The organism is Desulfotalea psychrophila LSv54 (assembly GCF_000025945.1).
GTDB lineage: Bacteria > Desulfobacterota > Desulfobulbia > Desulfobulbales > Desulfocapsaceae > Desulfotalea > Desulfotalea psychrophila.
On sequence record NC_006138.1, the window covers coordinates 1,951,324 to 1,972,907 of the forward strand.

Annotated in this window: 18 protein-coding genes; 12 read left to right on the forward strand and 6 right to left on the reverse strand. The window is 48.6% G+C overall.

Annotation, left to right across the window (positions count from 1 at the left end; translation table 11 throughout):
- The first annotated feature begins 170 nt into the window (after positions 1 to 170).
- Positions 171 to 1,733 (forward strand): uroporphyrinogen-III C-methyltransferase, encoded by a 1,563-nt coding sequence (gene cobA / locus DP_RS08835; RefSeq protein ID WP_011188975.1) that lies wholly within the window; start codon positions 171 to 173, stop codon positions 1,731 to 1,733.
- A 104-nt stretch (positions 1,734 to 1,837) separates the two neighbouring features.
- Here cobA and DP_RS18340 read toward each other — a convergent pair whose 3' ends face one another.
- Positions 1,838 to 2,236 (reverse strand): 4Fe-4S dicluster domain-containing protein, encoded by a 399-nt coding sequence (locus tag DP_RS18340; protein WP_041277822.1) that lies wholly within the window; start codon positions 2,234 to 2,236, stop codon positions 1,838 to 1,840.
- 415 nt (positions 2,237 to 2,651) lie between these two features.
- Here DP_RS18340 and DP_RS08850 point away from each other — a divergent pair, with 415 nt between their 5' ends.
- The 6 genes from DP_RS08850 to DP_RS08875 all read left to right on the forward strand — a co-directional run bounded on the left by DP_RS08850 (position 2,652) and on the right by DP_RS08875 (position 7,828).
- Complete coding sequence (locus tag DP_RS08850) at positions 2,652 to 3,122, forward strand: CreA family protein (RefSeq protein WP_011188977.1); 471 nt, start codon at positions 2,652 to 2,654, stop codon at positions 3,120 to 3,122.
- 224 nt (positions 3,123 to 3,346) lie between these two features.
- On the forward strand, positions 3,347 to 4,366 hold the full coding sequence (locus DP_RS08855; protein WP_011188978.1) for a bifunctional UDP-N-acetylglucosamine diphosphorylase/glucosamine-1-phosphate N-acetyltransferase GlmU: 1,020 nt from the start codon (positions 3,347 to 3,349) through the stop codon (positions 4,364 to 4,366).
- A gap of 3 nt (positions 4,367 to 4,369) precedes the next feature.
- A complete protein-coding gene (gene thiS / locus DP_RS08860) occupies positions 4,370 to 4,570 on the forward strand; it encodes a sulfur carrier protein ThiS (protein ID WP_011188979.1) in 201 nt (66 codons plus the stop codon).
- Between the two features lies 1 nt (position 4,571).
- Positions 4,572 to 5,354, forward strand: coding sequence for a thiazole synthase (locus DP_RS08865; protein ID WP_041277824.1), 783 nt, complete (start codon positions 4,572 to 4,574; stop codon positions 5,352 to 5,354).
- A 2-nt stretch (positions 5,355 to 5,356) separates the two neighbouring features.
- Complete coding sequence (gene thiH, locus DP_RS08870; RefSeq protein WP_011188981.1) at positions 5,357 to 6,463, forward strand: 2-iminoacetate synthase ThiH; 1,107 nt, start codon at positions 5,357 to 5,359, stop codon at positions 6,461 to 6,463.
- A 75-nt stretch (positions 6,464 to 6,538) separates the two neighbouring features.
- The gene (locus DP_RS08875) at positions 6,539 to 7,828 is read left to right on the forward strand and encodes a bifunctional phospho ribosylaminoimidazole carboxamide formyltransferase/IMP cyclohydrolase (protein WP_011188982.1); all 1,290 of its coding nucleotides are present in this window, start codon (positions 6,539 to 6,541) and stop codon (positions 7,826 to 7,828) included.
- 601 nt (positions 7,829 to 8,429) lie between these two features.
- Here DP_RS08875 and DP_RS08880 read toward each other — a convergent pair.
- From DP_RS08880 to DP_RS08900, 5 genes are all read right to left on the reverse strand, one after another.
- Positions 8,430 to 9,440 carry a polyprenyl synthetase family protein gene (locus DP_RS08880; protein WP_011188984.1) on the reverse strand — a complete coding sequence of 337 codons (1,011 nt, stop codon included), beginning with the start codon at positions 9,438 to 9,440 and terminating at the stop codon, positions 8,430 to 8,432.
- 40 nt (positions 9,441 to 9,480) lie between these two features.
- On the reverse strand, positions 9,481 to 11,454 hold the full coding sequence (locus DP_RS08885) for an ATP-dependent DNA helicase (RefSeq protein ID WP_041277825.1): 1,974 nt from the start codon (positions 11,452 to 11,454) through the stop codon (positions 9,481 to 9,483).
- Positions 11,455 to 12,002: 548 nt separating this feature from the next.
- Entirely contained in the window at positions 12,003 to 13,274 is a 1,272-nt protein-coding gene (locus DP_RS08890; RefSeq protein WP_041277826.1) for a porin, read from the reverse strand.
- Positions 13,275 to 13,516: 242 nt separating this feature from the next.
- Entirely contained in the window at positions 13,517 to 13,909 is a 393-nt protein-coding gene (locus DP_RS08895) for a transposase (RefSeq protein WP_049785050.1), read from the reverse strand.
- A 455-nt stretch (positions 13,910 to 14,364) separates the two neighbouring features.
- Entirely contained in the window at positions 14,365 to 16,170 is a 1,806-nt protein-coding gene (locus DP_RS08900) for an FG-GAP repeat domain-containing protein (protein WP_011188988.1), read from the reverse strand.
- A 337-nt stretch (positions 16,171 to 16,507) separates the two neighbouring features.
- Here DP_RS08900 and DP_RS08905 point away from each other — a divergent pair, with 337 nt between their 5' ends.
- The 5 genes from DP_RS08905 to DP_RS08925 are packed head-to-tail and all read left to right on the forward strand — an operon-like array spanning position 16,508 to position 21,551.
- Entirely contained in the window at positions 16,508 to 17,713 is a 1,206-nt protein-coding gene (locus tag DP_RS08905) for a glycosyltransferase family protein (RefSeq protein ID WP_041277827.1), read from the forward strand.
- Positions 17,710 to 18,966, forward strand: coding sequence for a glycosyltransferase (locus DP_RS08910; protein ID WP_011188990.1), 1,257 nt, complete (start codon positions 17,710 to 17,712; stop codon positions 18,964 to 18,966). Before DP_RS08905 ends, DP_RS08910 begins: the two co-directional genes overlap by 4 nt.
- A 7-nt stretch (positions 18,967 to 18,973) precedes the next feature.
- Positions 18,974 to 19,591, forward strand: a complete 618-nt coding sequence (locus DP_RS08915; protein WP_041277828.1) for a histidine phosphatase family protein — start codon at positions 18,974 to 18,976, stop codon at positions 19,589 to 19,591.
- Between the two features lie 12 nt (positions 19,592 to 19,603).
- A complete protein-coding gene (locus tag DP_RS08920; protein WP_011188992.1) occupies positions 19,604 to 20,764 on the forward strand; it encodes a glycosyltransferase family protein in 1,161 nt (386 codons plus the stop codon).
- Positions 20,757 to 21,551, forward strand: a complete 795-nt coding sequence (locus tag DP_RS08925) for a polysaccharide deacetylase family protein (protein WP_049785051.1) — start codon at positions 20,757 to 20,759, stop codon at positions 21,549 to 21,551. Before DP_RS08920 ends, DP_RS08925 begins: the two co-directional genes overlap by 8 nt.
- Positions 21,552 to 21,584: the final 33 nt, after the last annotated feature.

Sequence of the window (21,584 nt, forward strand, 5' to 3'; positions counted from 1 at the left end):
CCCTTTTTGTTGTTCTAGGCTGTAGGAAATGTCCTCTGTTTTCTATATAATTTATATTTTCTAACGATTTTAAATTTTAACAAATTTGGCATAAATAGCCTTGGCGAATCTGCAAAGATAACATCTTGATATAAGAGTTATTCACTTTTCAGAATACGTCCTCATACATTATGGAAGAAAAAAGAAAAGATCTAAAACTTGGCAAAGTATATCTTATTGGTGCAGGTCCGGGTGATCCAGGCCTCATTACGGTGCGTGGTAAGCAACTTCTCGAAAAGGCTGAGGTGGTGGTATATGATTACCTTGCCAATCCTAAGCTTTTAAAGCTTGTGCCAAAATCGTCAGAGCTTATCTATGTGGGAAAAAAGGGCAATATTCATCATGCCCATAGCCAGGAAGAGATCAATCAAATTCTGGTGGATAAGTCCCATGAGGGTAAGCTCATCGTTCGCCTCAAGGGTGGTGACCCCTTTATTTTTGGTCGTGGTGGTGAAGAGCTTCAGGAAATTCATAAAGAGGGCATTCCCTTTGAAGTTGTCCCCGGTGTGACCTCTGCCTCGGCAGCAGCCACCTATGCAGGTATTCCCATTACCCATCGTGATTTCGCTGCCTCCGTAGCCTTTGTGACGGGCCATGAAGATCCGAATAAGAAAGAGTCTAACGTTGACTGGGCAAAGCTTGCCACAGGCGCGGGCACCATCGTGGTCTATATGGGCATTAAAAATCTGCCCATCATTGTCGACAATTTGCTTAAGCACGGAAGAGACCCCGAAACACCCGTTGCCGTTGTCCGTTGGGCATCGACTCCCGAGCAGGAGTCCGTGGTGGGAACCATTGCTACCATTAAGGATGTGGTGGCCGATGCGGGTATTAAGGCTCCAGCCCTGATCATTATTGGTGGGGTAGTAAGTCTGCGCGATACCATGGACTGGTTTGAAAAACGACCTCTCTTTGGCAAGAAGATCATTGTTACCAGAACCCGTGAGCAGGCAAGCGAACTTGTCCAGGAACTGGAAGAACAGGGCGCTAATTGTCTTGAGTGTGCGACTATTAAGATTAGTCCAATCAAGGAACCTAAGGAGTTGGATAATGCTCTTGAACGTCTTCAGGAGTTCCATTGGATTCTCTTTACCTCCATTAACGGTGTAAAATACTTCTTTGAGAGGCTTTTTTCTAAAGGAATGGATGCCCGTGACCTGAAGGGGTGTGATATTGCCGTGGTTGGACCCAGTACTGCGGACTATCTGCGTAAATATGGTCTTAATGCCGATCTCTTTCCACCAGTTTTTACCGGTGAGGGTCTTGCTCAGGCGCTTTTGGATCAGGGTGTTGAGGGACGCAATATTCTTATTCCTCGTGCTCAACAGGCTCGAGAAATTGTCCCGGAAAATCTCCGTGGAGCGGGCGCTCAGGTAACCGTCGCCCCCGTTTATGTAACCAAGCCTATCGCTGAGAATAAAAAAGAGATGAGGGCTGAGCTTGAGAGCGGCACCGTTGATATGGTGACCTTTACCAGCTCATCAACCGTGACCAATTTTATCAAGATGCTCCAGCCGGAAAGCCCAGAAGAGTTGGCGAGTCTGCTTAAGGGGGTGCGTATTGCCGCCATTGGTCCTATTACGGCAAAAACAGTTACGGACAATGGTCTGCAGGTAGATGTTCAGCCTGAAAATTATACCATTGCCGGCATGCTTGATGCCATTGTTGAGTCCTATTCCTCTGAGAAGAAATAGTCGTAGACCACCTTTCTGCCTTGGTGGAGAGGTATCTTTTTAGGATTTGCCTGTACATAAAAAAACGCCCTGGAGCTTCTCCGGGGCGTTTTTTTGTTTAATGATCATGGTTGCCTAGGCGTTGGTCCAGAGTTCTGTTCCCTCAGCTTCATCTTCATGCTCTTGCCGTTGGCGGTAAGGGGCTCTATGAAGTGGGCGTATTTCGGTGTCTTGTCTCTGGCAATCTGACCGTGGCAAAAATTGATTACATCCTGCCCGCCATCTATATGGTGGAGAAAATCCTCTATCTCCTTGGAATAAATATTCTCACCATTTCGAATAAGCATATCCTTTCCCGTTTCCGGACAATTGTAGAAGCAGATACCGCAACCAATACAAGCTTTTCCAATATACTCTGCGGGGACGTAGCCCTTGCTGTTCATCTGCGCTGCAAAACGAAGGCAGTTTTTGGGGTAGGCTTCAATGCACCGTCCACCTCCTTCCCACTCTATGATAAAAGTCATCTTCTCATCGTCAGTAAAGAAAAAATGACAAACCCTGTCATGTCCGAATGGCTCTATCGGCCAAAATGGGATTTGTTTACTTTTTAAGATTTTTTTTCTATTATTCCAGGACAATTAAGAGAGAAGGTGGTTTTGGCAGTCTGCCCTTGTCAGTTGCTTGTCTGGGCGATATTGCCTTTGCCTTTTATTCTGATAAAGGGCAGAGAAGAGGGCTAATAAAGAGCTACAATAAATTTACAGATAGGGTAGTCTTAGCCAAATGATAAGTTCTCCGTCTTTTTAGTCATGGCAGGGCTTTTCTCTGCTATACCACCGAAAATAATGGTAAATATCATTTGCGGAAGAGTTGTTCATATGGTTAACGGTTTGAAGTAGTTCACGGGTTTTTATGAGTTTATAAGAAAGGAATAACACATTGAAAAAGATAATTCTTTTGGCCCTGATCGGCCTTTGCCTCACCTCCTGCGATAGTGATGAAGTTGGTGATGTCTCTCTTGGTCTGTTTACCACTAAGGATATTAAGATCAATGTCCTGACCGACCCCATCGTCACCGGTGTTACCTGTCATGTGTCAAGTATTGAGGCGAATCTTGACTGGGCAGATCCCTCCGATATGTCTATTTCCTGTAGGCAAACAGGTGAGATAAGCCCCGGGATGATTGAGCAGATAGATCAATCAAAATCAGGGGAAGTTGTCTTTCGCAAGTCCAAGAGTTTTCTTTTTAAGAATTTGAAAATACGAAGGATATACGATCCTCAGACCAGAACACTTATCTATCTCTCCTATAGCACCAAGGAGACAACGGGAAGCTATAAACATAGTATTTCAACGGTACCCCTCTGGGGCACTACAGCATATAGAACTACTGTTTCAAGCCTCAAGTAAAGAAATGAATTACCTTTCTTTAAATTAATCTTATGGGAAAATTGAATATTTTCTGGCTTATGCAGCTTGAAAGTGCGAAGAAACAGCTGAAAGAAGATAAATATAGAGAAGAAGTTCATCCTGCTTGCAAAGAGCAGTGGATTTTCCTATAGTTGTTTCATTTTTCTTCCTAAAAATTAAGCATAATTTTATATAACAGAGTTTTCCTGCACGAGAGAGCATCCATGAAAAAAGAGAACCCACTTGCAATAGTAATTCTTGCCGCCGGCAAGGGAACACGAATGAAGTCCGAGTTGGCCAAGGTGCTTCACCCCGTTTTTGGCAGACCGATGATCCAACATGTACTGGCCAGTACAGCAGGCCTGCCCAGCGATAAACGCATCATTATTATTGGTCACCAGCGACATGCCGTGCGGGAGGCCCTTGCCGACGACGCCTGCACCTTTGTCGTGCAGGAAGAGCAGCTTGGCACTGCCCATGCCGTGCTTACTGCCAAGGAGGCAATCGCGGATGACTGTGAAGATGTTATGATTCTCTGCGGCGATACCCCTCTCATTTCAGGACAGAGCTTGGAGGAGATGTATGATCGTCATCGAACCAACTCTGCCACTGTCACTCTGATGACCACCCAGTTAGGAGATCCGACCAATTACGGCAGAATAATCAGTGATAATGCGGGAAATCTTCTTCGTATCGTTGAGGAAAAGGATGCGGATCCTGCCGAGAAGAGGATAAAGGAGATTAACGCCGGCATCTACTGCGTCAGGCGAGATTTTCTCTATCGGGCCCTGCAGAAAGTAGAGAACAACAATAGTCAAGGAGAATTGTATCTTACAGATATCATTGATCTTGCTGTTAAGTCTGAGCAAAAGGTGCAAAGGTATCTGGCCCCTGAGCCAAAGGATGTGCTGGGAGTAAATTCACGTATTGAACTTGCCATGGCAGATGAGGAACTCCGTATGCGTCGTAACAGGGAGGTCATGCTGACAGGGGTGAGCATGATCCTGCCCGCTACCATCATGATCTCCTCTCAATCAGAAATTGGTTTTGATAGTCTTGTCGGTGCCGGAGTAGAACTTCGCGGTCATTGCCAGATTGGCAGTAACTGTAAAATTGATACCGGAGCCATTCTTACCAACTGCAAGATGGAGAGTGGCAGCCATGTCGGTGCCTACTCTGTCTTAACAGGTTGTACTGTCGCAGCCGATGAGAAAATTCCCGCCCAGCAGCGGGAGGAGGAGTAAAGAGTGTATATTCAGCTCAATGGCAAAAAAACGGAGTACTCGGAGACTACATCTATTTCCGATATTCTCAGCGATTTCAAACTGATGTCAGAAAGCGTTGTTATAGAGTACAACAGGATCCTACTCAGCGAAACAGATAGCATAAATGCCCCTCTGGTAGATGGGGATTCACTTGAAATTGTTAGATTTGTAGGAGGTGGCTGATATGCTCACCATAGCTGGCAAAACATTTTCTTCACGACTCTTTATTGGCACAGGCAAATTTGCCTCGCCGGAAATCATGCGGGATGTACTTCAGGCCTGCAAAAGTCAGATGGTAACCGTGGCCCTCAGGCGGGTAAATCTGGCCGATCCTGAAGATGATATCATGTCACAGATTGACACTGGAGAGACCAACTTTTTGCCCAATACCTCCGGGGCCAGAAATGCTGAAGAGGCCATTCGCCTTGCTGAGTTGGCCCGGGCCGGTTCGGGCACCAATTGGGTTAAAATTGAGGTGGTCCCGGACCCACGTACCCTCCTGCCCGATCCCATCGAGACTCTTAAGGCAACGGAAGAGCTGGTAAAACGTGGTTTTATTGTTCTTCCCTATATGAATGTGGATCCCATCCTTGCCCTGCGTTTGCAGGATGTAGGGGCGGCCGCCGTTATGCCCTTGGCGGCACCCATCGGCACCAATCTTGGCATCACCAATCGTCTGCAGCTGGAGATGATTATTGAGCAGGCTCGGGTTCCCGTGGTGATTGATGCTGGTCTCGGTGCCCCATCCCATGCTGCCCTTGCCATGGAGCTGGGTGCCGATGCTGTCTTGGTCAATACGGCTATTGCCGTGGCTGATAAGCCCGTTGCCATGGCAGAGGCCTTTGCCATGGCTACCATAGCAGGCCGTGCCGCCTACCTTGCCGGACTTGGCTCACAATGTCCCGTTGCCTCGGCTTCTTCTCCCGTTAGCGGTAATATAACCGTTGACCTAGACTTCCTGGACTGATCATGTTTACACCGCTTAACAAAACAGAGACAGATGCCCATATAGAAGGTGTGAGCGCCGCTGATGTAGAACGTATTTTGCGGGCCGGCAAATGTTCTGCCGAGGAGATAGGTATACTCCTTTCACCAGTGGCAGAAGCATTTCTTCCACAGATGGCGGAACTTGCCCGTAAGTTGACCCTGCGTAGATTTGGCAAGACAATGCAGGTCTATGCCCCCGTTTATCTTTCCAATTACTGTTCCAATAACTGTGTCTACTGTGGATTTGCGGCAAAAAACAAAATTGTTCGTAAATGTCTGTCAGAAGAGGAGATAGCAAGGGAGACAGAGATCCTCTATAATCGGGGTTTTCGGCAAATTCTCCTTGTTACCGGTGAAGCCAATAAAAAAATGGGTGTTCATGAATTGGCAAAGGTGGCGACAGATCTTAAGGAGAGGTTCTCCTCTATCTCCATAGAGGTCCAGCCCTTTGACACCGATGACTATAAGACACTCTTTGCAGCCGGTGTTACGGGCGTTGCCGTTTATCAGGAGACCTACCAGCGAGATCTCTATGCAGAGCTTCATCTCTCGGGTAAAAAGACGGATTATGACTATCGTCTTGCCACTCCTGCCCGGGCCTGTGCGGCCGGGATGCGTGAGGTGGGTATTGGCGCCCTCTTGGGTCTTGGCGATTGGAGATTTGAGGGTATCAACCTTGCCTATCATCTTCAATGGCTACGCAGGCATTATTGGCAGACTGCCTTTACTGTTTCCTTTCCGAGGATGCGTCCTGCCAGTGGCGGCTTTGAACCTGCCCATCCCATGTCTGCAAGAGAGTTGAGCCAATTGATATTTGCTCTCAGAATCCTTGATCCTGATGTGGGTCTCCTTGTCTCTACCCGGGAAGAGGTGGCCTTTCGTGATGGTATGGTAGGCTTTGCCCCCACCCGCTATTCGGCTGGTTCAAGCACTACTCCAGGTGGATACGGTGACCCCGATGTTGCAGGAGAGCAGTGGGATATGGGCGATAATCGCTCTGTGGAAGAGGTGATTGAGATGCTTCTTAAGAAAGGTTTTGACCCCGTATATAAGGATTGGGATTCAAGCTTTCAATCCTTTGCTTGTTAGTAGTAGCCAACCATTAGACCAATAACTCAGGCGGGGGCAGTTTTTTCATGTTTCCGCCCAATAGGAATGAGAGCAATGAGTGATATAAAGAAGATGTATTCCACAATCCTCGGTGATAATTTTCCCATGGATATGACCATTAGCTTTGGCGAGCAGAAACTGGTTTACCGTAAAAAGACCTGGGCCATTCCGGGAGCAGACGGTAATCTCGAAGAACGTGGCGTGCGCTATGGTGAGAATCCCGATCAAGAGGCGGCCCTCTATGAACTCGCAAGCGGTAATCTGCAGCTGGGTGATTGTCAGTTTATCGAGGCGGGTAATGGTCTTGTCTCCTCCATCAAGGTTGAAGACATGCTCCAGGTGGGAAAGCATCCCGGTAAAATCAACCTGACCGATATTGATAATGGCCTTAATATCATTAAGTACCTGATGAAGAAGCCAGCCGCTGTTATCCTTAAGCACAACAATCCCTGTGGTGCCGCCTGGGATACCAGTCTGGCCATCGCCTTTAATCGAGCCCTGCGTTGCGACCGCATTGCCGCCTTTGGCGGTGCCGTTATCATGAACCGACCCTGTGATCTTGAAACGGCAGCGCTTCTTGCAGAAAACTATTTAGAAGTGGTTTGCGCCCCTGATTTTGAGGAGGGAACCCTTGAAATTCTTGCCCGTCGTAAGAACCTGCGTATCATTAAAATTGCAGGGATCGACAGACTTGCCGATTACGAAAAATTCCGTTTCATTGATTTCAAGAGCCTCATTGACGGTGGTATTATTGTCCAACAATCACCGGTAAATTCTATTCGGAGTGGGGATGATCTCCTGCCTGCTACCACCACCCGTAAGGGCGAGGATTTCGCCTGTGAACGTCAGCCAACGGAACAGGAAGTTGAAGATATGATCTTTGGTTGGGCGGTAGAACATGGAGTTACCTCCAACTCTGTGCTCTATGTGAAGGATGGCTGTACCGTAGGTATCGGTACCGGTGAGCAGGATCGGGTCGGGGTGGCAGAAATTGCCGTGCATAAGGCCTATATCAAATATGCCGACCAACTCTCCTTTGATAGATTTGGTATACCATTTTCCAGTCTTGAACTTGAAATTGCCGCCGGTAAGCAGGATGCAGCTGTTCGGGATGAGATTTTGGCCAAGGCCAAGACGGATCGGGCTGGTCTGCCCGGTTGCGTGATGATCTCCGATGCCTTCTTCCCCTTCAGGGATGGTGCTGATATTGGTATTGAGCAGGGTATTACGGCGATTTTGCAGGCGGGTGGTTCCATGCGTGACGATGAGACCATTAAGGCCTGTAACGAGGCAGAGCCACAGGTGGCGATGATGTATACCGGTCAGCGTTCCTTCAAGCACTAAAAGAACTTCCCCTCTCTCTTTTCTCCTCCCCTTTTTCTCTTCTCCTCCCCTTTATTTTGAAGGGGGAGGCCTGGGAGGGGGTCTTGAGGGGGGAATCAAAGGCCTCTGCCTTTATGGGTACAGCGGAAAAGAAACTGCACTCACCACAGAGAACACGGAGAAAAAATTTTTAGTCGAACAGCAATAAGAACGATTTCATTGCATTATTTCTTCTAATTGTGACGAGTACAGTATTTAAATCTTCGGGTAAAGTCGTTTCAGCTTTACCCGTCCATTATCCAGATATTGAGTACCTTCATCTCTTTTGCTCAAAAGAGATGAAGGTGATGGACCCCGCCACTACGACCCTACCCTGCGCTCCTCAAACCCCACGAGAGCTTGAGAAGGCTTGCTCTCAAACAGCTCAAATTCTATTTTCGTGGGTCTCTCCGGTGCTCAGCTTCGTGCCAATGGGGCGAAATCAAGCTTGCTCGCTGACAGCCACTTTGCTTCACTGCCTCCGCTACGCTTCACTGCCGCCATTCCGCTACGCGTCACTGCTGCTTTTTAATTAATTCCCTCTGTGTCCTCTGTGGTGAGCGCCTTTGCCCTTGTTCCTGGGTTATTTTTTTCGGGAGAGGATATAGTGGCCAAGGCCAACCAACAGGTTCATTTCGTCCTGTATATCTCTGCTCTTAAAAATATGTAACTGCTGACAGGCAAAGCTGATATCAGCCTCGGCATGGTCTCTGGCCTCGGCAAAGCCATTATATTTCTCTATAAAGGCGGATATTTCTGTAAAAGATTCTGCCCGTAGGTTCTCGTCTGCCAGGATCTTCTCCACCCGGCAAACAGCGGGGGTATCGCCCCGTTTTTTTGCTTGGCTAAGGGCCAGAATAAGGGGCAGGGTCATCTTGCCCTCGGCAAGATCATTGCCCACGGCCTTGCCTGTCAACGCTGTATCCCCCTGGTAGTCGAGGAGGTCGTCGACAATCTGAAAGGCAGAGCCCAATTTTTCTCCATAGCTACGCAGGGCAGCTATCTCTGCCTCACTGCCCCCTCCGTAAAGCGCTCCCAGTTCACAGGCGGCGGCAATAAGTACCCCCGTTTTGCCCATAACAGCTCTATAATAATCAAGCTCTGAAATATTATACTCCTGGGCATTGCGTAGCTGTAAGAATTCACCATCGACCATGGCACTGGTGGCCTTGCCAAAACGGCGAAGTCCCTCTGCTCCCACCATCTCGCCGACAAAGATCATGGCCCTGGTGTGGAGGAAATCTCCGGCCAGGATGGCGGCCTCCATCCCAAATTTTTTAGCGATGGATTCCTGACCACGTCGCAGATCAGAGTGGTCAATGATATCATCGTGAAAAAGCGTTGCCGCATGCAGATACTCAAATCCTGTGGCCAATCGATATGTTTCCAGCCCGTTGTTGCCGCAGAGCCTGGCCGCCATTAAGACCAGCAGTGGCCTGATTCTCTTGCCGCCCGAGAGGAGGCCATATTCAAGGATATCACAGAGCAGGGGCTCCATGGACCCGCGGAGTAGAGCTATATCCTCTGCAATATAACGATTAACCTGCATTCCCTCTCTGCCAATCCCTTGGATCAATTCTATACTGTCTGTCATGAGCTTCTCATATTTTCTACCAACCCTGGAGGCTGTTTTATTATAATGTTTTTTCCGTGCTAAAGAATTTCTTTACCTCATCAAGGGACCTGGTCACGGGTGCCGGTGGCAAACTGCGCAGGAATCTCTTACCATAAAATTTTGAGAAGAGACGAATGTCCAGAATGGTAATGAGACCCCGATCCCGGTCAGAACGCATTAGGCGGCCAACGCCTTGGCGCAGGGTCAGTACTGCCCGTGGCACCTGGAAATCCATGAAGGGATTACCACCGGCCGCCTTAATATACTCCATTCTGGCCTGGATGACAGGGTCAGTTGGCACTTCAAAGGGGAGTTTGTCAATAATAACACAACTCAGAGCCTCACCTGCCACATCAATACCCTCCCAAAAACTGGCAACGGCCAGGAGGACGGAGTCTCTATCCGCCTTAAACTCTTCCAGCAGGTGTTTGCGTGAGTGACGGCCTTGAACCAGCATGCGATAGTCAATTTTATCCGTAAGCCAGGTGGCAGCCCTCTCCATGGCAGAAAAACTGGTGAAGAGGATCAGGGCTCGACCACGACTCTGTTCCAGTATCTGCAATATTCTCTCGCAACTCTTCTGTCCATAGTCGGGGGCATTGGTCTCTGGAAATCCTCCTTCGGGTATATAGAGCAGGGCCTGCTCTTTATAGGCAAAGGGTGAGGCAAAACGGAGATATTTGGTGTCAGCTGGCAGGCCCAGCCTCTCTCGGAGATAATCAAATTTTTCCCCTATGGAGAGGGTTGCCGAGGTCATTATGGTAGATTCAACTCCGGCGTATAAAAATTCATTTAACTCTTTGGCAACGGAGATGGGGGTCACCGACAGGACAATGGATTTTTCTCTATGCTCGAACCAGTGTACATAGTTGCTGCTGGTGGTATCGCGTGCGAGCCCCGTCAGGCGCAGGTTATCGTGGCACTCCTGACAACGGCGGACCAGGGTCTGCCATCCTTCACCTTTAAAATGGAGATCGGTAAGGGCCACTATCAGTTTTGCTATCCCTGTGGCTAACAGTTCAACCTCCTGCTGCCATGCCTCTTGGCCGTACTCTGTTACTAACTCTTTAAGGGCTGTTTTCCCCCGTTTTTTAGGGAAAACGTGCATAAAGGCATTAAGACGAACACGCATGCCGCTGAGGCGAGAGAGGAGATTTTTATGCTCATCGCTGACAAGAATCTTGTCACCAAGTCGCTCTGCGTCGCTGAGAATATCACGGAGCTGATAGGAGCTAAAGCTCTTGGCAAAAAAGGTGGTGGCAATATCTTCCAGATGATGGGCTTCATCAAAGATCACTGCCTGATAGCGTGGCAGTATCTCGCCATAGCCCTCTTTTTTCAGGGCCAGATCAGAAAAGAAGAGATGGTGATTGACGATGAGGATGCGGGCCGCCGCTGCTCGCCTGCGTAGGCGGCTAATAAAGCAGTTTTCCTGTTCGGGACATTCACTGCCGAGGCATTGGTCAGACTGGGAAGAGATCTTATGCCAGAGGGAGGCATCATCGGCAAGCCAGTGTAGCTCTGCCCGATCCCCGGTTACGGTGCTGGCCAGCCACTGTTCAATTTTATCCTCATCATCCTGGGCTATGAGGGAGAGTTGGGCGCTACTTCTATGTTGGTACCATTTATAGAGACAGAGGTAGTTTTGTCGGCCCTTAACGCATTGGGCAGAAACTCTGCCGCCAAACATCTTCTCCAGGAGGGGTATCTCCTTATGGATAATCTGATCCTGCAGGTTGCGGGTAGCTGTTGAAACAACCACCCTCTTGCCGGAAATAACGGCGGGCAGGAGGTAGGCAAGGGTTTTGCCAATACCCGTTTCCGCCTCCACCACCAGTACCCTGGGGGGGGCAGAGACCGCATGGGGATCCGGGTCGTTGCTGTCCATCAGTGATCTACTCACCGCCTGGGCCATCTCTTGCTGACCACTGCGGGGCTGATAGTGGTCGATCAGCCCTGCCAGTCTGCCATTTTCACCAAAAAAATCTTCCAATGCTCTCTCTCCATCCTGCCAGATTTTACCTCTACCTCTACCTCTCCTCGGCCAAAGGGGCAGTATACAGGAAAAGGGGAAAGGGCGGAACAGCAGATACGAGATGAGGAAGACCAGATACGAGATACTAGATGCGAGATACGAGAAAAAACAATGAACTGAAGAAAAATAGGTGCAAAGGAGAGGGATAGGGGAAGAGATATTAGATACGAGCAGCGAAGCGGCGGATACGAGAAAAGGGAAAAGGCGGAACAGCAGGGGGATAATGCAGGGGAACTTATTGGCTAATAAAATATTGGTGACATTTGGCAAAAAAATCGTGTAATTCTTTGCTATTAACATATGCTTTTCTAGCATCTAGCATCTAGCATCTAGCATCTAGCATCTAGCATCTAGCATCTAGCATCTAGCATCTAGCATCTAGCATCTAGCATCTAGCATCTAGCATCTAGCATCTAGCATCTAGCATCTGTTTTTCAAAAAAAAAGGGCCCATCCCCAAGAGGACAGACCCTTTATAAGCAGATTCTACTTTAGCTAAGGGCTAAATTAGAATGCAAGCTCAAGAGACATACCAAAACCGAAAGCAGGATCTTCCATCTCATCTACGTCCATGTAACCGGCACGGGCATAGACCATGGTGCCGTCGTTGATGGTGTAGGCAGCAGTTGCAGAGATCTCGTAGACAGAGGTAGAGTCCTCAGTGCCACCGGCAACAAGCATGACGTTATTGCTGGTTTCCATGTTGGCATAGGCGAGGTTCAAGCCAAGACCAAGGGTCTCGGTGGCCTGGTAAGAGGTCTTGAAACCGGCAAAGTAGGTATCAACAGCAATATCATCAGCACCAAATGCACCGATATTGTTAATGGCACCTGGGGTGATTTGATTATCACCAGCGATCATAACAAAACCAACTGGGGCATCAAAGGCATAACCGTCCATGGCAAAACCACCAAGAAAGGTTACGTTAACAGCGTCAAAGTCCATGCCAGCAGTTACATAAGCACCGTAACCATCATCGCCAGTCTCAGTAGTAAGACCATTCATGTCATCAGAGGCAGAGAAACCATCTTGCTGCCAGCCAAGCTCAGCGGTAAGGGCAACGGGACCAGCCTGACCTGCAGCAGCAGCATTCAGGATAAGACCGCCATTCTCACTTCGGGCATCAGGGTTATTAGGACTTGCAACGCCATCGGTAAGGCTCAAATCAAGCTGGGTGTAAGATGCACCAAGCTTGGAAGACCATACGTCGTTCCACTCTTGGTTCCAGCCAAGAACGTAGATGCGATTTTCTGCATCATTAGCGTTGTAAGCTGGGGTCCCAATGATACTAGTTCCTTGATTGTCCAAAGAGTTTAGCACACCATAGAGACCGACAACGGTGGTGCCCTCAGAGGCCCAGGTGAGACGAGCATTGTCGATATAGGCATCGTTCCAGAAACCGGTGGTAAGGGAGAGCTGTTGACGACCTGCGGTGAGGAGGGTGCAACCCATGGGTACACCAACATAGGCTTCATACATTTGGAAGGTATCGCCACCATTGTCATCAGAAATACCTGGCTCGTTGCCCCAAACAGTATCTACACGGGTTTTCAAAACCGCATAAGAACCACCAGCGGTGGTGCCTCTCATTTTCAAACGTACACGGGAGTTCCAGTGATCAGCTTGGTCATCAGAACTGGCAACAGCACCCAAGTTGTAGTCACTTTGGTAGTAGTAACGGGCACGAGCGTCACCAGAAAATTCGATTCCAGCAACAGCGGTGGATACCATGGTGCCAGCAAGCATAAGGCCTGCAGCAGCAGCGATAATTTTTTTCATTTTCTTCTCCTTGAAAAGCTTTTTGTATCCCCCAAGTCTCTCAGGCAAGGGGGGCGATCTCCGTCGCATTGACGGAAGATAATTCATGTTCACTCTTTTTATCGGCTATGGCGTCCAATGTCAATTTTTTTTTACTCAGGGTTAAAAAATTTGTACCGCAAAGGCAACATTCCGTAGAGACGTCGATTTATCGCGTCTCATAAACGAGTTTGTGGAATTTGGCATGTAAAAAAAAGGATGTTTTATGATTTTTGCCAATTCTGAGAATTGCTCACAATATATTCTCTTGTCAGTTGCAGTCTCTTTTCATTACGAATTATCTGCTCATAAAATCGTGCCTGCCATGCAAATTGCCTGTCGAATTTATGCACTTCAAATGTAACCCTGCCCTTATACCAACGAACAATGGTCGATAAATTTTTATATAACATTGGATTTTTGCTTTTTGTTGTACCACCAGAGACGCGATAAATCGGTAGGTGATCCGTATCAGGTCTTTCAAGTATAATAATGGCGTGTAGATGATTTGGCATTATGACAAATTCATCCAGGTTGACAAAGGAAAAGTGAACAGGGATTGCCAACAAAGTTTTTTGCGCTATTTGGCCCGATTTCGATAATTGCATATATATCATGAGATATCTCTCCAAGAGACATCACATTGTTTTTGGTACAGATGGTCACAAAATAAGCGCTGTTTGCGCCATAATCCCATGATGACAATCTTGCCGATGGTACCCTGTATTGATTTTTATATTTTGTTCTATCCATTGTCATGTTTTCCAGCTAATCGCATATTTGCCCGTAGAGACGACGATTTATCGCGTCTCATGTTGTTGAATTATCCTGTCTTGATAATAGCATGGGTTATTATCTTGCAACAATGGCGTGCTAATTATTTTTACAATGGTGGGGTGGATGGGGCTACCGTATTGGTGATGTGGTAAACGATCGGGGTTTGAAATTGGTGATGTCTTTACGTGTTTGTGAATTGGGCATGTGGGATAGATTAAGGAGCCAAGCCCAAAGGCTGACTCCTTAAAATATCTACTTTCTCCTGAAAGAGAGGAGACGCGATAAATCGACGTCTCTACGGTTTTTCGGTCTGCTCTTTATAGCTGAACTCATAAACAATAGCCTGCGATTCATCGCTGCTGCCAAAACCGAGAAAGGTGCTATCGATGTTTTTAGCAATAGAGAGATGTACCACCTCTTTGTCCTGGCCCATTTCGTCTTTAACGGTGGCAATACGGTAGCTATAGTCTGGGATATAGCCGCTAATGGCCTTGGTTCGCCATACATCTCGTAAGGCTCCATCCGTATAGCTCAGGCAGGCAACGGTGCCTCCCTCATAGCTACGCATATTGGGGAAGAAGTCGAAGATGGCATTGACCATCCCCTTTGCCTCTTCATTGTCGGTCTTGCCCTCTTTTTTTGCCTTTCTCTTCTTCTCTTTTTCCCGGCCCGAGCTGACAAATTCTTCACGACGGTTAGAGCCGACAATGATTTCGCTTCTGCCATCGCCATCTATATCGGTGGTGATAATTCTGGTGGGGATGTAGTTCCAGTTGCCAAAGTTATCAAGGTCTTCATTTTGGCCGATCAGGGGTTGGTCGGTGAGTTTGCCCAGACCAATACCGAAGAAGTTGGTACTGCCACCATAGTTGTCCAGACTGACATGGAGGAGCTGGTTGTCTCCGTCATAGATAAGCAGTCTCTCCCGTCTATCGAGCACCAGCAACTCTGCCTTGCCATTAGCTGTCAGGTCTGCCCAGGCAAAAGAGAAGAGGGTGGTGCCCTTAGGTAGAGAGATCTCTTCTCCTTTCTGGAAGGAGCTAAAGTCTTTTGCCACATCCAGTTGGTAGACGCCGGGCAGAAGGTAACTGTCGGCCCGTTTTGTTGATCCCCTCTGGCCAAGGAGGAGGAGGCCACTACCTGGCTTTTCAATGGGCTGTAGATACCAGCCGTCTATTGTCATCAGGGGTTGAACAGTGCCTGCTGTGATGGAGAGGATTTCAGAACGGGCCTTGGCGCCGAAGTTGCTGCTGATATAGAGCTCATCCCGACCGTCACCATCATAGTCAGCCGCAGATATGGCATTTATTTTACTTCTGGTTGAAAGCGTATACTCACCTAGCTGAGTGAAGCGTTGTGCCTTTTGGGTATAAAAGAGAAGTTTTTGCCGGGAGGCGTAGACCATATCGTCCTGACCATCGCCATTAAAATCGCCCACGGCCATACCCACCATCTCCATGGGCAGTTTCGGGGTACGACGAATATTTTTTATAGCGACAGTGGTGCTCAGCTGGTTGCTACCGTAGAGGGAACCGCCACTTAAGAGACCCTTTTTATATTCACGTTCCGGATGGCTTGTCGCAAAGCCCGCCATGCCCATGGCTGCTGACACATCCCGTTTTGCCTGTTCCTGATAGCCAAAGACATCCGTCCCAATTTTTGTGGCCATCAGATCAACGGCGGAAAAGATATCCTTCTCTTCTGCGGCCTTCTCAGAAAAATTTTGTTTGCTACCTGTCCCATTTATGGGCACAACCTTTACCTGTAGGGAGATGCCATTTTCCAACGCATAAACTGAGCCACGAACCACATAATCAATATCGAGGTTCTGCCCTGTGACACTCTTGCCGGCGACGGTGAGGGCTTTGATCTCCTGTTGCTTTAGATTGTAGTCAACGGCGATTATACGATCTTTACTTGCCAGTTGACTGGCTAGCATAGAACCTATGCCATTGACCAGGGGGCTATATTTGCCCGCATTAGTGCCATCTAAGGGGAGAAAAAGTACTTTAGAAACAGCGACCTCTTCTTCAGCCCAGAGTGGCAGGGAAGAAAACAGCACGGCAAGGGCTACAAAGAGAGGTAGGAATAGACGAGGCATGGTGGCTCCTTAACTTAAGAATAAGACTATACATAATAACGTGCACATTTATATCGTATATTCCTCTCCCTTACAATCTATTAGTGATATTGCGGGTCGAGACCTGTTTTTTAGGCGATACATCTGTCTCTCCTCTCTCTTCCACTTCGTCTAGCGTCCCATATGCTCAGTCTTTTTAGCAGAGAAAAAAATGGTAAAGATGTAAAGTTCAAGCTAAGCCTTGAATTTCCTTTCGCAATAGGGTTTTCTGGTTTTGTCTGTACGCAATTTAATGAGTTTTTTTACAGCCTCCACGCAAAAGAAATTTTCACCGAAACTCAGGGACAAGAGAGCAGCTATGAATCAAACGGATACCTACAATATCCTGATGTACTCCCACGACACCTATGGGTTGGGGCATATCAGGCGCACCATGGCCATCGCCAACCATCTACGGGATGTGAATACCAATGTCTTGATTATGACAGGATCACCTATTGCCGGCAGATTCACCTTTCCGGAGCAGGTTGATTTTGTCCGTATTCCAGGAATGATAAAGAAGACTAACGATGAGTATCGTTCTCTCTCTATTCGGATTGGCCAGGAGCAGGCTCTGGCTATTCGCACCAGTATTATTAAAGCTACTGCTGAAACCTTTAAACCGGATCTCTTTATTGTTGATAAGGAGCCTTTGGGGCTGAAAGGTGAGGTCCTGCCAACCCTGGAGTGGTTTAAGGAGCATAGTCCGAACACCAATGTGGTCCTTGGTTTGCGAGATATTCTTGATGAGGCCGAGGTGGTAAAAAAAGATTGGCATAAAAAAGAGATATACGGCCGGATAGAATCTCTCTATGACGAGATATGGGTATACGGCGATCGGGATATTTATAATCCCATCGTTGAGTACGATCTGCCGGAAGTTCTTGATGAACGGACCCTTTTCACTGGCTATATTCCCAGAAAGGCCATCAACGGTAGCACCCGGGAAGAGATACGCAGGAGTTATAGAATACTCGACGAAGACAAGCTGATCCTGGTAACAGCAGGTGGTGGTGGTGACGGTTCGGAGATGCTGGAACACTATGTGGCCATGCATGAATATTTTCCCACCTCACTGCCCTTTAAGACCATTATGATTACCGGTCCTTTCATGCCCCGTGAGGCCCGGGAGAGTCTGCGAAAGCGGGCAAAACTGTATGGAATAAAAACCATCCCCTTTCATTCACGGGTGGAGGATATGGTAAAAGCAGCAGATCTGGTCATCTCCATGGGTGGTTATAATACCATCTGTGAGATACTCACCCAGCAGACGCCTGCCCTGATTATTCCGCGTGAGACACCGCGTAAGGAGCAGTTGATTCGGGCCCAGCATCTGCAACGACGTGGCCTGCTCGATTTTATCCCCTGGTCAGAGGTGAATCCGCAGCTATTGAGAGAGAAAATAATCTCTCTCTTGGCCGATAGTGCCGGGTATAAGGAGACTATCTCATCCTTTGCCCTCACCGGTCTTGATACCATGCGTAATCGTCTTCAGGAGTTGAAACAGTTAAGGAGCAAGATATGAGCAATACACCAGTTCTCGGTTATGTTCTCAAGGGCTATCCTCGCCTGTCCGAGACATTCATTTCCAATGAAATCCTTCTTCTCGAAGAGATGGGAACGAAGATGCATCTCTTTTCCATGCGCCACCCACGGGAAAAGATCTGCCATCCATCGGTGCAGCAAATAGTGGCCGGGGTTACCTACCTGCCCACGGAACTGCTGGATGATTTTCCCCGTCTGCTTGCGGCCAATATGTCTCTTGCCGGGCGTGAGCCTGCCAGGTACAGGAAGGCCCTCCTCTATGCGGCAGGGCTTTTTAAAGAGAAGGGGAAGGTTGCCACCATTAAGCACTTCCTGCAGGCTGGGTTTTTGGTCAATACCATGGAGGAAAAGGGCTTGAATGTGCAGCAACTTCACGGTCATTTTGCCCATTCGCCTACCTCGGTTACCCTCTTTGCCTCCATGCTGGCAGACATTCCATTTAGCTTTACCGCCCATGCCAAGGATATCTATACCTCCAGTGTCGCCACTCTTCGGGAGAAGATGGAACGAGCCTCCTTTGTGGCCACCTGTACAAAGTATAATGATGTCTATCTTGCCGATCTGCGCAGAGAGATAGATTGTCCCATCCATACCATCTATCACGGTATCAATATCTCCCTCTTTCATAATGATAACTCTGGGCATCCACCTCAGCCACCCTATAGGATTCTTACCGTGGCCAGGCTTACAGAGAAAAAGGGTCTGCCAACTCTGTTCCAAGCCCTGAAGATACTGAAGGAGAGGGGGATTGAATTTCAGCATCAGCTCATTGGCGACGGCGATGACCGGCAGACTGTTCTGGCATATATTAAGGAGCTGGGACTTGAGGAGCAGTGCCATTGGTTGGGAGCCTGCACCCATACGGAGGTCTTGGAGGAATTTTCTCGCAGCCATCTCTTTGCCCTCAGCTGTAAGATCGCCGAAAATGGCGACCGGGATGGAGTACCCAATGTTCTGGTGGAAAGCCTTGCCATGGGCGTTCCCGCCATCTCAACCACGGTTTCCGCGATCCCGGAACTGCTTCACCATGAGGAGACAGGCTATCTGGTTGAACCGGATCAGCCAGAGGAGTTGGCCGACGGTATAGAGAGGATGCTCACCGACCTGCCTCTGCGTAAAAATATAATCGAGCAGGGTCGTCTCTTTGTTGAACAGTACTTCGATAATAGGGTGCAGACCAAAAAACTGCAGGAGGTCTTTCTCCAGGATAATCCCGCCCTGCAGAGGGGATAGCTCTCCTATGCAAAGTGCAGATTTTTTTCTCCTTCGCCATGGAGAGACGGAGTGGAATCGGGAGAAGAGGATCCAGGGTTGCCAGGATTCACCGCTTACCGCTACCGGTAGCCAGACGTCAGCCCTTTGGGGGCCCTTGCTGCAGCGCTATTCATTCGATCATCTCTTTTCTAGCCCTCAGGGTAGGGCCCAGGCAACGGCTGCGATTATTAATCGCTCTCTTGGTCTTGAAACTATTGTTCATAGGGCTCTACGAGAACAGGATTGGGGCCTCTGGGAGGGCCTCACCCGTGCCGAGGTGGAGGTACATTTTCCCGGCGAGCTGCAAAGGCAGATGGATCGAGGCTGGGATTTTCAGGCGCCAGCGGGCGAATCCCGGCGTCAGGTACAGCTCAGGGCAGAACAGGCCATTCGCCATATCTCTCACCAACACCCCGGTGGCACCTTTCTCCTTATCTGTCATCAGGGCCTTATTAAATCTTTACTCTATGCCATCCTCGGTCGGGATTTTCTGCCCACGGAAGAACAGGTGCTTGAAAAAAATTCCCTGCAAAAAATATCCCTTCGGCCCGGTGGATCTCTGCAGATAGAGGCCCTCAATATCAGGCCTCCATCCCTCCCTTAAGGTAAGAATAATATGAAAATTGCATTTTACTGTCAGCATATACTGGGCATAGGCCACTTTCAGCGCAGTCTTCTTCTCTGTCGCGCCCTCCTCGCCCGAGGACATCGTCTGACCCTGATACTCGGCGGTCCTGAGATAGAGGTGACTGATTCTCGTATTGAGGTGCTACAACTGCCCGGACTGCGGATGGATGCAGAGTTTGGCGGTTTGCTTCCTTGTGATGAGGGAGCAGGCCTTGCCGATATCAAGGAGCAGCGACAAAAAATGCTCTATCAATTTTTCCAAGAGGAAGAGCCGGATATCTTTATTACCGAACTCTATCCCATGGGCAGAAAGGCCTTTCGCTTTGAACTCGACCCTGTCCTGCAGGGGATCGACCAGGGCAGCCTTGCTCCCTGTTTCTGTTGTTCCAGTGTGCGGGATATTCTGGTGGAAAAGAGTTCGGGCAGGGAAAAATTTGAGGAGCGAGCCGTTAAGACATTGAACAGGTACTTTGATGGTCTTCTCATTCATGCCGATGCAAATATTATCTCTTTAGACGAGACCTTTGCCCGTACTGCGGAGGTTGTAATACCTAAATACTATACGGGGTTTATTGCCCCGGAGATGGCGGCAAGAGGGGGAGGGGTAGCTCAAAAAGAGGATGACCTCCCCTTGGTTATTGCCTCCATCGGTGGTGGCAGTGTTGGCGGTGAACTCCTTGAGGCAGTGGCCAGTGCCAGTCAGGAGGGTACGTTTCGTCTGAAGATATTTTGTGGACGCTATAGCTCGGCTGAGCTGAAATTACGTCTGGAGCAGTACCGATCGCCACTCATTGAAATTGTGACTTTCAGTCATGATTTCCAGAGGGAGATGGAGGCGGCGGATCTTTCTATCTCCATGGCAGGCTATAACACCTGTATGAACATTCTTCGGGCCGGAACGCCTGCTCTTCTCTATCCCTTCCAGCAGAACAGGGAACAGGGGTTACGGGTGAAAAAGCTTGGCATCTACCGGGAAATACAGATCCTGTCCGAGGCTGATCTGCCGGCGACGAGGCTCAGGGAACGGATTGAAGAGATGCTGGGCTATGAAAAATTTATGAGTAAGGTCGAGCTGGATGGAGCGATGAACAGTGCCCTGCAGGTAGAGGCATGGTTTGAAAAATTTACAGCAGAGGATCATAATGCCTAAGGTTTCAAATATTTATCGAAAAAAATGGGATCTTGATCAGCTGGAGGAGAGATTTCGCCGAGCAGTTAACCGAGGCTGCAAACGATCCGGGCAGGTCTTTGTTTTTTTCCGTGCCGATGATATTGCTATCCCCTCCGTCGGATTTACCCGTTTGGCAGAGATTTTTAACAGGCACCAGGCACCACTCTGTCTTGCCCTTGTCCCCTCTTGGCTTAATCAGAGCCGCTTTGCTCAACTGCTTGAGATCACCGGGGAGAGTGAGAGGTGGTGTTGGCATCAGCATGGCAGACGGCATCGTAATTTTGAACCTACGGGGAAAAAACAGGAGTTTGGTCCCGAGCGTGGAGTGGCGGTTGGCCAGCAGTTAGAATTGGGTTGGCAACGTCTTGAGGCTATTCTGGGGCAGAGGCTGGAGCCTTTTTTTACTCCCCCGTGGAACCGCTGTAGTCAGCAGACTCTCGACGCTCTTGAAGAGCAGAGGTTTTCGGCCATATCGAGAAGCCGTGGCGCTCAACCACAGAGCTCCGCTTGTCTGCCGGATCTTGCCATCAATGTCGATCTCCATACCAGAAAGGAGGAGGATCCCGAAGCTTCACTGTCTAAACTCCTCGAAGAGCTGGAGGAGAGCCTTGCCACGGGCTGTGCGGGGATTATGATTCACCATAGGTGTATGAACGGCTCTGCCTTTGCCATACTTGATCTTCTTCTCGCTATTTTACAGGAAGAGAGGGGGCTTAAAATGGGTACCTTTCGCGAGTTGGTCGAGCAGGAAAATAAGATATCTTAGGGAGATGTTTTTAAAAATTGACCTGGGCAGGAA

Coding starts and splice junctions, on each gene's coding strand:
- DP_RS08910 (WP_011188990.1), top strand. CDS start 17,710: ATGAGCAATACACCAGTTCTCGGTTATGTTCTCAAGGGCTATCCTCGC.
- DP_RS08915 (WP_041277828.1), top strand. CDS start 18,974: ATGCAAAGTGCAGATTTTTTTCTCCTTCGCCATGGAGAGACGGAGTGG.
- DP_RS08880 (WP_011188984.1), bottom strand. CDS start 9,440: ATGACAGACAGTATAGAATTGATCCAAGGGATTGGCAGAGAGGGAATG.
- DP_RS08865 (WP_041277824.1), top strand. CDS start 4,572: ATGCTCACCATAGCTGGCAAAACATTTTCTTCACGACTCTTTATTGGC.
- DP_RS18340 (WP_041277822.1), bottom strand. CDS start 2,236: ATGACTTTTATCATAGAGTGGGAAGGAGGTGGACGGTGCATTGAAGCC.
- thiH (WP_011188981.1), top strand. CDS start 5,357: ATGTTTACACCGCTTAACAAAACAGAGACAGATGCCCATATAGAAGGT.
- DP_RS08900 (WP_011188988.1), bottom strand. CDS start 16,170: ATGCCTCGTCTATTCCTACCTCTCTTTGTAGCCCTTGCCGTGCTGTTT.
- DP_RS08890 (WP_041277826.1), bottom strand. CDS start 13,274: ATGAAAAAAATTATCGCTGCTGCTGCAGGCCTTATGCTTGCTGGCACC.
- DP_RS08875 (WP_011188982.1), top strand. CDS start 6,539: ATGAGTGATATAAAGAAGATGTATTCCACAATCCTCGGTGATAATTTT.
- DP_RS08920 (WP_011188992.1), top strand. CDS start 19,604: ATGAAAATTGCATTTTACTGTCAGCATATACTGGGCATAGGCCACTTT.
- cobA (WP_011188975.1), top strand. CDS start 171: ATGGAAGAAAAAAGAAAAGATCTAAAACTTGGCAAAGTATATCTTATT.
- DP_RS08895 (WP_049785050.1), bottom strand. CDS start 13,909: ATGATATATATGCAATTATCGAAATCGGGCCAAATAGCGCAAAAAACT.
- DP_RS08905 (WP_041277827.1), top strand. CDS start 16,508: ATGAATCAAACGGATACCTACAATATCCTGATGTACTCCCACGACACC.
- DP_RS08855 (WP_011188978.1), top strand. CDS start 3,347: ATGAAAAAAGAGAACCCACTTGCAATAGTAATTCTTGCCGCCGGCAAG.
- DP_RS08925 (WP_049785051.1), top strand. CDS start 20,757: ATGCCTAAGGTTTCAAATATTTATCGAAAAAAATGGGATCTTGATCAG.